Genomic DNA, 12471 nt, shown 5'->3' with positions numbered 1-12471 from the left:
GCTAATCCATGAATTTCTTTATTGAAACAGTCTTATCCGGCTTGATGGCTGGTGTGATGTATGCGCTGGTCGCATTGGGTTTCGTACTTATCTTCAAGGCCTCGGGCATTTTCAACTTTGCTCAAGGCGTTATGTGTCTGTTTGCTGCTCTGACCTTTGTCGGCGTTCAGGAGAAATTTGGTCTTCCGGTCTGGCTTGCATTGCCAGCTGCTGTCGGCGTTATGATCCTTCTGGCCTGGCTGATTGAACGGTTGGTGCTGCGCCATCTTGTGAACCAGGATCCAATCATCCTGTTCATGGCGACCATTGGTCTTGCCTATGTGCTGGAAGGCCTGGGCGATCTGATGTGGGGTTCCGACGTCAAGGTGCTTGATATTGGTCTTCCAAGCGGCGCGTTTGACTATCTGCTCGACGAATTCAATATCTATCTTGAAAAATTGGAAGTCGTTGCTGCGGTTATCGCTTCTGTTTTGGTGGCAGCTCTTGCGGTCTTCTTCCAGAAAACTCGTGTTGGCCGTGCGCTTCGTGCGGTGGCTGATGACCATCAGGCAGCATTGTCGGTTGGCATTTCCCTGAACACCATTTGGGTTATCGTTTGGTCTGTTGCAGGTATCGTGGCTCTTGTTGCCGGTATCATGTGGGGGTCCAAGTCCGGGGTTCAGTTCTCGCTGTCCCTGATCGCCCTGAAAGCCCTGCCAGTTCTTATCCTTGGTGGCTTTACTTCCATTCCAGGTGCGATCATCGGTGGACTGATCATTGGTGTTGGCGAAAAAGTTGCTGAAGTTTACATGGGGCCGTTTGTTGGTGGTGCCGTTGAGAACTGGTTCGCCTATATGTTGGCTCTCGCCTTCCTGCTGGTCCGTCCGCAGGGTCTGTTTGGCGAAAAGATCATCGAAAGGGTTTAACAGATGTTCTATCGCGAAACTGGTCAATTCAAGACCAACTATTCGGATGATCGGGCTATCTTCCCGATTGCGCAGGATCGCTACGGTATTATGATCCTGCTGGCTCTTGCCTTCTTCGTGGTCCCTTTCACCGTGGATGACTATTGGGGCAATGCGATCTTCCTGCCGCTTCTGATCTATGCGCTGATTGCGATGGGTTTGAATGTTCTGGTGGGTTATTGCGGGCAAATCTCGCTGGGTACTGCCGCTTTCATGGCGGTTGGATCCTATGCATCCTTCAAGTTGATGACATCCTTCCCGGGGCTTGATTTCACCGTTGTGGTGCTGATGTCAGGTCTGATCACTGCGATCGTGGGCTCCCTGTTCGGTTTGCCGAGCTTGCGGATCAAGGGCTTCTATCTGGCTGTGGCGACACTGGCAGCGCAATTCTTCATTATCTGGCTTGTGAACAAGGTAGAGTGGTTCTACAACTATTCTGCAACCGGACAGATCAATGCGCCTGAGCGGTATGCCCTGATGTTCCCTGTTACCGGGCCGAATGCGCCGATCCTGTATAAGTATTTCTTCTGTTTGACCATTGTGGTGCTTGCTGCTCTGGTAACAAAGAATATTGTCCGCGGTCGTATCGGCCGCCAGTGGATGGCAATTCGCGATATGGATATCGCGGCCGAGTTGATCGGTGTGCGTCCGCTGACCACCAAATTGTCAGCCTTTGCCGTCTCTTCATTCCTGATCGGCATGGGTGGTGCTCTCTACTTCGGCGTATGGCTGGGTGCAGCCGAACCAACCGAAGCATTTGGCATCGATCAATCCTTTCTCATTCTGTTCATGATCATCGTGGGCGGTTTGGGAACCATTCTTGGCTCTTTCCTGGGTGCTGCCTTTCTTTGGTTGTTCCCGATTGCCTTCAAAAACTTCATGGTGGATTCCCTGGGGCTTTCGACGGCAATGGCAGAGCATCTGCAGATCATCCTGATGGGTGGCCTGATCATCTTCTTCCTGATCGTTGAACCACACGGCTTGGCTCGTCTGTGGCAGATCACGAAAGAGAAACTACGCATTTGGCCATTCCCGCACTAACCAGTGCGGGCATAGCCCCTATCACCTTTCATTAGTAGAGGAGTGTTTACCCAATAAAAGAACATGGGGAGCACTTTAATCGGAGGAACGAAAATGAAATTTTCCAAGGCGAAACTTGCCGCTGGCCTGTTGGCAGCAAGCTTGATTGCTCCAGTTGCAGCTCAGGCTGCTGACAATGAGTTGATCTTGCCATCACTGGATTATCGTACTGGCCCGTATGCGCCAGGCGGCATTCCTTATGCCAATGGATATGCAGATTTCTTCACCATGCTCAACGAGCGTGATGGTGGCATCAATGGTGTGAAAGCCAAGGTTGTGCCATGCGAAACCGGCTACAACACCAAAAAAGGCGTTGAATGCTACGAGAAAACCAAGAATGTTGGCTCAGGCGCTCTGGCTTATCTGCCACTGTCCACCGGTATTACCTACCAGCTGATCCCGAAAGTAACCGCTGACAAGATTCCTCTGGTTACCATCGGCTATGGTCGTACATCTGCTCGTAACGGTGAAGTCTTTGAATATGTCTTCAACCCACCAGCAACCTACTGGGATGGTGCGACTGTTGCGATCAAGCATGTGATCGACAGCGAAGGCGGCGCTGACAAACTGAAGGGCAAGAAGATTGCTCTGGTTTATCATAACTCCGCTTATGGCAAGGAGCCTATCCGTACGCTGGAAGCTCTGGCTGAGAAAATGGGCTTTGAGTTGACGTTGTTGCCTGTTGACCATCCAGGTCAGGAGCAGAAAGCGACTTGGTTGCAGGTTCGTCGCAATCGTCCGGACTGGGTCCTGATGTGGGGCTGGGGTGTCATGAACCAGGTTGCCATCAAGGAAGCTGCGTCCATCCGTTTCCCAATGGATAAGTTCGTAGGTGTTTGGTGGTCCGGTGGCGAGAATGACGTGCTGCCAGCTGGTAAAGATGCGCATGGCTACAAGTCGGTTGTCTTTACCGCTGTTGGTGCTGACTTCCCAGCACATGCTGATATCAAAACCTATGTATATGGCGGCGGCAAAGCAGTCGATGCTGCATTTGAGCCACGTATCGGTGAAACCCACTACAACCGCGGTGTTTATGCCGGTGCAGTTGTCTCTGAAGCTATCCGCAAGGCAATGGCTGACAACGACACCAAAACCCCAACTGGCCCTATGATGCAGAAAGCCTTCGAAGGTCTGGAAATCTCTGATGCTCGTTGGGCAGAACTGGGCCTTCCAAACTTCACTGGTGCTGTGAAACTGTCTTGTGCTGACCATCGTGGTCCTTCCAAGATTGCTCTGCAGCAGTGGGATGCCAATGCCAAGAAATGGTCCATCATCACCGACTTTGTCGAGCCAATGGATGATGTAACCACTCCATTGATCAAGGCTGACTCCGAGGCTTATGCCAAAGAGAACAACATCGCTGTACGCGATTGCAAATAATGATACTGGTCTGCGCCCAACAGGGCGCAGACCCCATAATCAAAAAACAAATATGCGGTGAGAGATGTCTTGTCGATTCAAGAAGTCTCGATCCAGGAATTGATGACATGACCGACAGGCTTGCGATCACGCGCCGGGTTTGTGTTTAGGAGGAATGAGTTGTGAGTGACGCGACAGACAACACGATTCTATCGGTGAACAATATTGAAGTGATCTATGATCATGTGATCCTTGTTCTTAAAGGGGTGTCACTTACCGTTCCGCGCGGCGGCATTGTGGCGCTGCTGGGCGCCAACGGCGCTGGTAAAACCACCACCTTGAAGGCCATTTCAAACCTGCTTGGTGCGGAGCGTGGTGATGTGACCAAAGGCTCCATCGAATTTCAGGGCGAAGAGGTTCAGGCCCTTAGTCCGAATGATCTGGTACGTCGTGGTTGTATTCAGGTCATGGAAGGTCGCCATTGCTTTGGCCATCTGTCCATTGAAGAAAATCTTCTGACCGGTGCCTATACCCGTAAAGACGGTAGCGCAGCTATTAAGCGCGATCTGGAAATGGTGTATGACTATTTCCCTCGTCTTCGTGAGCGTCGTCAATCTCAGGCTGGTTATACATCCGGTGGCGAGCAACAGATGTGCGCCATTGGCCGCGCGATGATGGCAGGTCCGTCCATGATTTTGCTGGATGAGCCATCGATGGGTCTGGCCCCACAGTTGGTGGAAGAGATCTTTGAGATTGTGAAGCAGCTGAACGAGAAAGAAGGCGTGTCCTTCCTTCTGGCTGAGCAGAACACCTCTGTTGCCCTGCGCTACGCATCTTACGGTTACATTCTGGAAGGTGGGCGCGTCGTGATGGATGGCGAGGCCAAGGAACTTTCCGAGAACCAGGACGTGAAGGAATTCTATCTTGGTGTTGGCGGCGATGGTCAGAAATCCTTCCGCGATGTGAAGCATTACAAGCGTCGTAAGCGCTGGTTGGCCTGATTCCTGTCAGATATAGGATTGACGATTTTCAAAGGTAGGCGAGAAAAGACATTGCCTGCCTTTTTCTTTGACCAAGACCTGGTTTGATATTGAGAAACCAGAATTAATGTCCGGGAGTGGGATATGTCAGAATTTTTTGATGAGCGTGATAATCAGGCATCTGATGCCCGAGAAGCGGCTCTCTTCGCCAAAATGCCCGCCTTTCTGGAAAAGGTAAAAGCTGGGGCGCCCGGCTGGGCTGACTTTCTGAAAAATATCGATCCTGCGACGATTACCAGTCGCGAAGCGCTGGCTGAGGTGCCGGTCCTGCGTAAAAGTCATTTGCAGGCCTGCCAGAAAGCCAAGCCACCTTTTGGTGGGTTTGTGATGGGGGATCCGTCCCAGTGGAATCGTGTCTTCATGTCTCCTGGCCCGATCTGGGAGCCTCAGGGCATGGCAGCGGATCCATGGCGTGGTGCACGGGCTCTGCATACAGCAGGGTTTCGCAAGGGTGATATCGTTCATAATGCCTTTGCGTATCACATGACCCCTGGTGGTTTCATTCTGGATGAGAGTGCCCGTGCTCTTGGCTGTGCGGTCTTCCCGGCTGGAGTTGGAAATACCGAGGTGCAGGTGGAAGCCATGTCCATGCTGCAACCATCTGCCTATATTGGCACACCGGATTATCTGAAGGTCATTCTGGACAAGGCCGACGACATGGGCGTGAAGCTTGATAGCGTGAAAAAGGCCATGGTGTCTGGTGGGGCGTTGTTCCCATCCTTACGCGATGAATATACAGCCCGCGGTGTGGAGACCTACCAATGCTATGCCACTGCTGATCTGGGCGTTATTGCCTATGAAACATCGTCTTTGGAAGGCATGCTGGTTAATGAGGATATCATTGTCGAGATCGTGCGCCCCGGCACTGATGAGCCGGTGGCTCCGGGCGAAGTGGGTGAGTTGGTCGTCACCTGTTTCAGCGAGACCTATCCGCTTATCCGCTTTGGCACCGGTGATCTGTCTGCCATGATGGAAGGTACCAGTTCGTGCGGTCGGACCGGCATGCGGATCAAAGGCTGGATGGGCCGTGCGGATCAGCGCTGCAAGATCAAGGGCATGTTTGTCGATCCTGCCCAGATCAATGTGCTGTTGAAGCGCTTTGATCGTGTGGATCGTCTGCGCTTGACGGTTTCCCGTGCGGAGGAGCAAGATGTGATGACTTTGCAGGTGGCGACATCCGATCAGACCGAGGGCTTCCAAAAGGAAATGAGCGAAGCCTTGAAGGATGTGACCAAGCTCAAAGGGGTGGTCAATCTGGTTCCTGCTGGCAGCCTTCCCAATGACGGACAGGTCATTGTTGATGAGCGTGATTACTCGTAAGTTGCGTTTACATGTCACAGATACAAAAGGCCCGGTTTCAAACCGGGCTTTTTATTGGCACTCTATAAGAGACTGATTTCAAAGTCCTGAGCCAAACCCTCTCCCCCCTGCATCTCACCCGTCATGGTACCCTCTTGGTACTTTTAGGGGGCGGTTTGGGAGGGGGAGAGGGCAGGACATGCAGCCTGCAGCGCGTTCCCGAAAAGTTGCAGACTTTTCGGATAAGAACTCGTTCTTTATAAATCTCATCCAGAGACTTTTAAGTCGGGCACTATGAAACAATCCCGGTCAGGGATAAGGAGGTTTCCTATGCTGAGAGTGTTGATTGCTATTCTTTGTCTTGGCGGGCCGACTTTGGCTGATGAGTTGCGATATGCCAATAGCAGGTTTGGAACATCAGCCTCTCTGCCGATGGATGTTGCACCATTGCAGGCTCCGGAAAATGGAGATGGTTATCATTTTTCCCGTTCCGGTTTGGAAGGTACAATTTCTATCTATGGCTCCCACAATATATGGGGCGGTGGACTTGCCGGCTATCGAAAAGAACTCTCCAAATCCTTTGAAACCATCACTTACAAAGCTGGCAAGAAAGACTGGTTTGTCCTCTCGGGTCATGAAGGTGAGAGTATTTTCTATGTCCGGGTGAGGGGCTGTGCCAATGGCCCGATGCACCACATCCATTTTCAGTTCCCAAGGGAAGAAAAATCGAAGTGGGATGCAGTTATTGCCACTTATGCCAAGACGCTGGATGGGCCTTGCGAGTAGAGGAAGTCCTGACTTCAAAAGTTTAGAAAGCCCGGCAGTAACCGGGCTTTTTGATATCTCAATCAGCGGCTCGGGGTGGAATTAACCCGGTTTATCAGCTCCTGCCCACTTTCCACGCGCTCGGAGTAACGATCCACCAGATAGTCAGAACGGGTGCGCGTCATATATGTGAATTTCATAAGCTCTTCGCAGACATCAATGATGCGATTGTAGTAAGGGGAGGGCTTGATGCGATTGTCATCACCAAATTCAGTGAAAGCCTTTGGAATAGAGGATTGGTTGGGAATGGTGATCATTCTCATCCAGCGTCCCAAGATACGCATCTGATTGACAGCATTGAAGCTTTGCGAGCCACCACAGACCTGCATCAAAGCAAGGGTTTTGCCCTGGGTTGGGCGCACAGCGCCCAATGATAGTGGGATCCAGTCGATCTGAGCCTTCATGATACCCGTCATGGCACCATGTCGTTCTGGTGATACCCAAATCATACCTTCCGCCCATGCTGCAAGATCACGTAGCTCCTGCACCTTGGGGTGGGTGGCATCGGTCTCATCGGGCAATGGCAGGCCCGATGGGTTGAAGGTGCGGGTTTCAGCGCCCATTGCGGTTAGCAAGCGAGTTGCTTCCTCTGATACAAGTCGCGAGAATGAGCGCTCGCGCAAAGAGCCATAAAGCAGCAGAATACGCGGTGCATGGCCAGAATCATCCGCTGGTGCCAGATAGCTGACATCTAGTGGACGCATGAAGGTTTCATCGGCCAGATGATTGCTCAAGACATCACAATCTATGATTTTATCCATTTTATTGATCTTTCTTGGCAACCATTTCGCCATCTTCCTTGGTGAAGGTGCCGATATCTGCGTCCAGAATGTCCAATACAGCTTCGGACGGGCGGCATAGGCGCACAGCGTTTCTGGTCACGACAATCGGACGATTGATAAGGATTGGATGCTCCATCATGGCATCAATCAGGGTTTCATCACTCAAATCCATATTATCCAAGCCCAGTTCGCCATAAGGCGTGCCTTTGGTGCGTAATACATCACGCACGGAAATAGGCATGGCATCCAAGAGTGAAACGAGTGTTTCGCGCGATGGTGGGGTCTGCAGATATTCAATGATTGTTGGCTCGATGCCTGCTTTTTGAATCATAGCCAGTACATTGCGAGAGGTTCCACAATTGGGATTGTGGTAGATCGTGATTTCTTGAGAAGACATGGGGAGGCTCTAAGGTCTATTTCATAAGATTAATCTGGGCCGCAAAGGGCTTGTACCAGGGGTTTGCACTCTTCAGCCTTGCCACCACAGCAATCGAGCAGAAGAAAATCGAGAAGATGTTGTATGCCTGACATATTTGCATAATAGCGAATGGTTCTGCCTTCTCGTTCATTGCGGATCAGTGCCGCTTGCGTGAGAATGGACAGATTGGTCGACATGGTATTCTGACGGACATCCAGTCGAGTGGCGATATCGCCAGCCAATAGACCCTGATGCCCGGCCTTGATCAGCAGACGGAAAACCTGCAAGCGGGTTTGTTGGCTAAGGGCAGAGAAGGCTGTGAGTGCTTTTTTTTCATCCATATATCCAGAATAATTGATATATGGATATTGTCAATACCTTCTTGTGAAGCCAGTTCGCTTATGATGATAGCGCATTTTGAATGAATATCCGGTCACGCAAAATGTTCTAACCATTGTTTCCAAGCATAGTCCCTAAAACCGTACGCGCTTTTCGGGACTATGTTCTAGGTTTTATAGAAGGAAGATATCTTCTTCCGGTTCAGCATGTTTTGGTGCTGTTTTGGAAACTGACGATGTGGGCTTTCTTGTGATTTTTGCAGGTTCTGCTGGTTTGACCGAGAAATATTGAGAACTGCGCAGCAGGTCATCCATTTCATTCAGCAGACCAGATGCGGGAGTGGCGTCCTCGCTATCCTTGCCGCTGCGTCGTTCACTGCCTGGTGTTATCTTGATCAATGAGCCCGGATCCAATACCGCCCGAATGCGACGATCCAGTGTCTGAGGCGAGAAGGGGCGTGACAAAACCCAGTGAGAGCCAATGTCGATTGCGGTTTTTACCCGTGGTTGCGTCGGATTGTCCATCAGCATGATCAAGCGCGTGTGACGGGCAAGATGTTGCCTTGGAATGTTGGATGCTACTCGTAGCAAATCTGATTGTCTGGCGGTGTCATAGTCGATGAAAAGAAAATCTGACGAGGATCGTTTGGATTCTGTCAAACCACCTTCGAAGCTGTCTGTCTCAAAAATACGATGGAAACCTGATGTTCTTAGAAGGCTTCTCAATAATTTGCGTTGAAAGTTATTCTTGTCGACAAGCACTGCCGAGCAATATTCAAGTTGCATCAGATTGTCCCCGATTCTGATGGTTGTAGGAGAGCCCCATCTCTCCCTTGAATGAGTTATAGCGACAAGAGTTTAAAAAGACGTAAGGTGTGCGCTGCAATATTCAGAAAAATATATCTGATATGAAATTTTGGGGAAACCAAAGACCGGCAAATTCCGCGCCCTTCAATTGCCTTTTTTCGGGCACCTACCTATATCTGAGTTAGATTGATTTGATTGCAATTGTGCATTTGCTTTGTGCTGACCCTCATCAGGACAAATAGGAATGAATTGGAGGCTTTGATATGGATGCATTTGGGTTTGGCTCTATCGGTTTCGACAGTTTTGTCATTTTTCTACTGGTTTTGTTGATTGTTTTGCTGGTTGCTGGCATCAAGACCGTGCCACAGGGGTATAATTTCACTGTTGAGCGTTTTGGCGCCTATAAGGAAACCTTGCGCCCAGGTTTGCGCTTTATCGTGCCGTTCATTGACCGCATAGGCGCGCGGATGAACATGATGGAGCAGGTTCTTGATGTTCCAAGTCAGGAAGTGATTACCAAGGATAATGCGACCATCACGTCTGATGGTGTGGCATTTTATCAAATTCTCGATGCGGCTCAGAGTGCTTATGAGGTGAATAATCTGGAATTGGCTTTGCTGAATCTGACCATGACCAATATTCGTAATGTCATGGGCTCGATGGATCTGGATGAGCTGACCTCCAATCGGGATGCAATCAACGCGCAATTGCTGCGCGTTGTGGATGATGCAGCCAGCAGTTGGGGCGTCAAGATCACTCGTATCGAAATCAAGGACATCAATCCGCCGCGAGATCTCGTGGATGCCATGGCGCGTCAGATGAAGGCGGAGCGTGACAAACGCGCTGCCATTCTGGAAGCAGAAGGTCAGCGACAATCCGAAATTTTGCGTGCTGAAGGTGAAAAGCAGGGGCAGATTCTGGAAGCAGAAGGTAAGAGGCAGGCAGCCTTTTTGGAAGCAGAAGCACGTGAGCGTGCAGCGCAGGCTGAAGCGAAAGCGACCGAAATGGTGTCCAAGGCGATTTCTGAAGGAGATTTGCAGGCGGTCAATTACTTTGTCGCCAACAAATATATCGAAACTCTGGGTGAAGTGGTCAAAGCGCCTAACCAGAAAGTGGTCATGTTACCTATGGAATCTACGTCCATTCTCGGAGCTCTGGGTGGTATTGGCGAACTGAGCAAGGAAGTCTTTGGTAAGAATGGCTCTGCTGGTAATGGTGGTTCTTCCTCCCGTGTGCCGCATGTCCCCAACAACGAAAGCTAGGAAAGATCATGATCCTTACCATCTATGAAGGTCTTGGCGGTTGGTTCTGGATGCTGCTTGGCTTGATCCTGCTGATTTTGGAAATTCTGGCGCCGGGGGTGATTTTCCTTTGGCTTGGTGTTGCCGCCATGTTTGTCGGTGTGGCTGACCTCATTTTTCAAATCAGTTGGCAAACCGAGTTGATGGCTTTTGGTTTCCTTGCCTTGATTTTGGTGTTTGTGGGCCGAATGCTGATGAACCGCTTCCGCAAACTGGAAACTGACAGGCCGATGTTGAATGAGCGTAGCAAGGCTCTGATTGGCAAAGAATTTTCTCTTGATGAGGCGATTGTAGATGGTCGGGGCCGGATAAAGGTGCTGGATAGCTACTGGAGGGTTAGTGGTCCGGATTGTGACGTGGGCGGCAAAGTACGGGTGGTCAATGCAGATGGTGCATCCTTACAGGTAGAAGTCGTCGAATAGATCGCGAAAGCAAGAAAGCAGTGAAAAAGCCAGCTCTCGATCATCAGGAGCTGGCTTTTTTGGCTCTGTAGTCAAGGCTTATGCGTGGGTGGCAGGGGAGGGTTTTCTGCCATCAGCAAAATGGAAATGCGGCGATTGGCAGCCAGATAAGGATCGTTTGGAAAGAGTGGTTCCGAATCTGCCTTGCCTACCACCGAGAAGATCTGGTCTATTGGTATGCCGTGCTCGGTCAGGATTGAGCGAATGACATTGGCGCGGTCTGCCGACAATTCCCAACCGGTATAACCGGGATTGATAGAGCCGTTTGATGCGGTGGTATGACCGGTGATTTGAATGCGATTTGGCATACGGGCCAATACCGGAGCCATTGATGTGATCAGCCGGCGCGTGAAATCGTAAGGATATTTGGAGCCTTCCGCGAACATGGAGCGTCCATCCTGATCAACCATCTGAATGTTGAGGCCGTCTTCATCTTCCTCAATGATGATATGTTTTGAAATCTCTGAGATTTCCGGTAATTCCTGCCAGGCTTGGCGCAAGGAAGCGGCAGCGGTTGCGAACATGCGTGGGCGTTCGATTTCGGTTTTTTCAATATCGTGGGTATTGGCTTCGGGACCTTGACGGGACCGCTGATCGTGACGTTCCTGGGCAAAGTCGGAATCATTTTCCTGACTGACCGCTGCGACCTGTTTGACATATTCACGAACAGGCATGCCTTCGATCTCGATCATACCGGCCTTGCGCATGACCGGCTTCACACCAAAAGCATCCTTCATCGAACCGGCAACAACCTGCAGTTTCTCGTTATCCTGAATGGAGAAGGAGATGATCAGAACGAAGAAACATACCAGTAGGGACATTAGATCAGCAAAGGTAACAAGCCAATCGGGTGCGCCACCGCCGCCTTGTGGTTTTTTCTTTGCCATGATGCTTGTCCTGCTGCCTACGTGATCGTCCGAGTGTTGTGCTCAGATTGTGATAAATTCAAGAGGGAAGGGGCCGGAGCCCCCGCCAGAGGATTGATATGGTGCGTTATGCTGCTTCTTCCTGGAATTCCGCTCTTGCGGATTCTGGCAGATAGGCCAGCAGCATTTCGCGAATAAGGTTCGGGCTTTTGTTTTCACGGATCTGCATGACACCGTCGATGACGAGTGTCTGGTTAAGATCTTCACCATCAAGTTTGGCGTCCAGTTTGTCCACGATGGGAATACAGATCACGTTTGATACAAGTGCGCCATACAGCGTGGTCAAAAGCGCAATCGCCATGGCGGGCCCAATGGCTGCCGGATCATCCATGGCCGCAAGCATCTGCACCAGGCCAACCAATGTACCGATCATGCCAAAAGCCGGAGCCGCATCTCCAAGCTGTTTATAGAAGCGTTTGCCTTCGTTCAGGCGTTCGATATAGAGATCACGCTCCCGTTCCATGCTGTCGCGAATGAACGCGGGCTCATAGCCATCGGCAATCATCTGAACGCCTTTGGCCAGGGTGGGCTCGTCAACTTCCACGCCTTCCAGACCAAGAGGGCCGGACTTGCGTGCTACATCGGCAAGCTCGGTAATTTTTTCGATCATATCACGGGCATTGACCTTGCTGCCACCAAAGGCAACTTTACCACCGGTTACAATGGCGCCGCCAATGCCGCCAAGCGTGAAGCGAATCAAGGTTGCAGAAAGGCCACCACCAATCACGATCAATACGGACGGGATGTCGATAAACTGACCAAGGGTTCCGCCCAACAGAATGGCGGTGACAACCACGCCAAAACTGGCGACCATCCCCAAAAGTGTTGCAATATCCATCTGGTTTCCCTGCGCTACCCAAATTGGCCTGACGCCAATTGCTTGCCTGTCTT

14 protein-coding genes are annotated in these 12471 nt (G+C 50.8%); 8 read left to right on the top strand and 6 right to left on the bottom strand.

Annotated features, from left to right (window positions below):
• Positions 1 to 8: 8 nt before the first annotated feature.
• The 6 genes from CRO57_RS10245 (at position 9) to CRO57_RS10220 (ending at position 6508) form a co-directional block, all read left to right on the top strand.
• On the top strand, positions 9 to 905 hold the full coding sequence (locus tag CRO57_RS10245) for a branched-chain amino acid ABC transporter permease (protein WP_097153370.1): 897 nt from the start codon (positions 9 to 11) through the stop codon (positions 903 to 905).
• A 3-nt stretch (positions 906 to 908) separates the two neighbouring features.
• Positions 909 to 1985 carry a branched-chain amino acid ABC transporter permease gene (locus CRO57_RS10240; protein WP_097153369.1) on the top strand — a complete coding sequence of 359 codons (1077 nt, stop codon included), beginning with the start codon at positions 909 to 911 and terminating at the stop codon, positions 1983 to 1985.
• Between the two features lie 93 nt (positions 1986 to 2078).
• The gene (locus tag CRO57_RS10235) at positions 2079 to 3404 is read left to right on the top strand and encodes an ABC transporter substrate-binding protein (RefSeq protein WP_097153368.1); all 1326 of its coding nucleotides are present in this window, start codon (positions 2079 to 2081) and stop codon (positions 3402 to 3404) included.
• A gap of 161 nt (positions 3405 to 3565) precedes the next feature.
• On the top strand, positions 3566 to 4384 hold the full coding sequence (locus CRO57_RS10230) for an ABC transporter ATP-binding protein (RefSeq protein WP_097153367.1): 819 nt from the start codon (positions 3566 to 3568) through the stop codon (positions 4382 to 4384).
• A 123-nt stretch (positions 4385 to 4507) separates the two neighbouring features.
• Positions 4508 to 5743 carry a phenylacetate--CoA ligase family protein gene (locus tag CRO57_RS10225; protein WP_097153366.1) on the top strand — a complete coding sequence of 412 codons (1236 nt, stop codon included), beginning with the start codon at positions 4508 to 4510 and terminating at the stop codon, positions 5741 to 5743.
• Positions 5744 to 6052: 309 nt separating this feature from the next.
• Positions 6053 to 6508 (top strand): hypothetical protein, encoded by a 456-nt coding sequence (locus tag CRO57_RS10220; protein WP_097153365.1) that lies wholly within the window; start codon positions 6053 to 6055, stop codon positions 6506 to 6508.
• Positions 6509 to 6570: 62 nt separating this feature from the next.
• Here the strand turns inward: CRO57_RS10220 and arsH are convergent, their stop codons facing one another.
• The 4 genes from arsH to CRO57_RS10200 form a co-directional block, all read right to left on the bottom strand.
• Positions 6571 to 7251, bottom strand: a complete 681-nt coding sequence (gene arsH, locus CRO57_RS10215) for an arsenical resistance protein ArsH (protein ID WP_170956102.1) — start codon at positions 7249 to 7251, stop codon at positions 6571 to 6573.
• A gap of 58 nt (positions 7252 to 7309) precedes the next feature.
• On the bottom strand, positions 7310 to 7726 hold the full coding sequence (gene arsC, locus CRO57_RS10210) for an arsenate reductase (glutaredoxin) (RefSeq protein ID WP_097153363.1): 417 nt from the start codon (positions 7724 to 7726) through the stop codon (positions 7310 to 7312).
• 29 nt (positions 7727 to 7755) lie between these two features.
• On the bottom strand, positions 7756 to 8088 hold the full coding sequence (locus tag CRO57_RS10205; RefSeq protein ID WP_097153362.1) for an ArsR/SmtB family transcription factor: 333 nt from the start codon (positions 8086 to 8088) through the stop codon (positions 7756 to 7758).
• Between the two features lie 171 nt (positions 8089 to 8259).
• Positions 8260 to 8871, bottom strand: coding sequence for a response regulator (locus CRO57_RS10200; protein ID WP_097153361.1), 612 nt, complete (start codon positions 8869 to 8871; stop codon positions 8260 to 8262).
• A gap of 284 nt (positions 8872 to 9155) precedes the next feature.
• Here CRO57_RS10200 and CRO57_RS10195 point away from each other — a divergent pair, with 284 nt between their 5' ends.
• Positions 9156 to 10154 carry an SPFH domain-containing protein gene (locus tag CRO57_RS10195; protein ID WP_097153360.1) on the top strand — a complete coding sequence of 333 codons (999 nt, stop codon included), beginning with the start codon at positions 9156 to 9158 and terminating at the stop codon, positions 10152 to 10154.
• Between the two features lie 8 nt (positions 10155 to 10162).
• The gene (locus tag CRO57_RS10190; protein WP_097153359.1) at positions 10163 to 10615 is read left to right on the top strand and encodes an NfeD family protein; all 453 of its coding nucleotides are present in this window, start codon (positions 10163 to 10165) and stop codon (positions 10613 to 10615) included.
• Between the two features lie 71 nt (positions 10616 to 10686).
• Here the strand turns inward: CRO57_RS10190 and CRO57_RS10185 are convergent, their stop codons facing one another.
• Together CRO57_RS10185 and CRO57_RS10180 are read right to left on the bottom strand one after the other, a co-directional pair.
• On the bottom strand, positions 10687 to 11541 hold the full coding sequence (locus CRO57_RS10185; protein WP_097153358.1) for an OmpA/MotB family protein: 855 nt from the start codon (positions 11539 to 11541) through the stop codon (positions 10687 to 10689).
• Between the two features lie 106 nt (positions 11542 to 11647).
• Positions 11648 to 12418 (bottom strand): motility protein A, encoded by a 771-nt coding sequence (locus CRO57_RS10180; RefSeq protein WP_097153357.1) that lies wholly within the window; start codon positions 12416 to 12418, stop codon positions 11648 to 11650.
• Positions 12419 to 12471: the final 53 nt, after the last annotated feature.

The organism is Cohaesibacter gelatinilyticus (assembly GCF_900215605.1).
In the GTDB taxonomy this organism is placed as follows: Bacteria; Pseudomonadota; Alphaproteobacteria; order Rhizobiales; family Cohaesibacteraceae; genus Cohaesibacter; species Cohaesibacter gelatinilyticus.
Note: the sequence above shows the minus strand (reverse complement) of the source record. Positions and strands in the feature narration are given on the sequence as shown.

What these genes read in the sequence shown, in the direction of transcription:
- CRO57_RS10225 (WP_097153366.1), top strand. Translation starts at nt 4,508, where the DNA reads ATGTCAGAATTTTTTGATGAGCGTGATAATCAGGCATCTGATGCCCGA.
- CRO57_RS10245 (WP_097153370.1), top strand. Translation starts at nt 9, where the DNA reads ATGAATTTCTTTATTGAAACAGTCTTATCCGGCTTGATGGCTGGTGTG.
- CRO57_RS10190 (WP_097153359.1), top strand. Translation starts at nt 10,163, where the DNA reads ATGATCCTTACCATCTATGAAGGTCTTGGCGGTTGGTTCTGGATGCTG.
- arsC (WP_097153363.1), bottom strand. Translation starts at nt 7,726, where the DNA reads ATGTCTTCTCAAGAAATCACGATCTACCACAATCCCAATTGTGGAACC.
- CRO57_RS10180 (WP_097153357.1), bottom strand. Translation starts at nt 12,418, where the DNA reads ATGGATATTGCAACACTTTTGGGGATGGTCGCCAGTTTTGGCGTGGTT.
- CRO57_RS10240 (WP_097153369.1), top strand. Translation starts at nt 909, where the DNA reads ATGTTCTATCGCGAAACTGGTCAATTCAAGACCAACTATTCGGATGAT.
- CRO57_RS10185 (WP_097153358.1), bottom strand. Translation starts at nt 11,541, where the DNA reads ATGGCAAAGAAAAAACCACAAGGCGGCGGTGGCGCACCCGATTGGCTT.
- CRO57_RS10205 (WP_097153362.1), bottom strand. Translation starts at nt 8,088, where the DNA reads ATGGATGAAAAAAAAGCACTCACAGCCTTCTCTGCCCTTAGCCAACAA.
- arsH (WP_170956102.1), bottom strand. Translation starts at nt 7,251, where the DNA reads ATGCGTCCACTAGATGTCAGCTATCTGGCACCAGCGGATGATTCTGGC.
- CRO57_RS10200 (WP_097153361.1), bottom strand. Translation starts at nt 8,871, where the DNA reads ATGCAACTTGAATATTGCTCGGCAGTGCTTGTCGACAAGAATAACTTT.
- CRO57_RS10235 (WP_097153368.1), top strand. Translation starts at nt 2,079, where the DNA reads ATGAAATTTTCCAAGGCGAAACTTGCCGCTGGCCTGTTGGCAGCAAGC.
- CRO57_RS10195 (WP_097153360.1), top strand. Translation starts at nt 9,156, where the DNA reads ATGGATGCATTTGGGTTTGGCTCTATCGGTTTCGACAGTTTTGTCATT.
- CRO57_RS10220 (WP_097153365.1), top strand. Translation starts at nt 6,053, where the DNA reads ATGCTGAGAGTGTTGATTGCTATTCTTTGTCTTGGCGGGCCGACTTTG.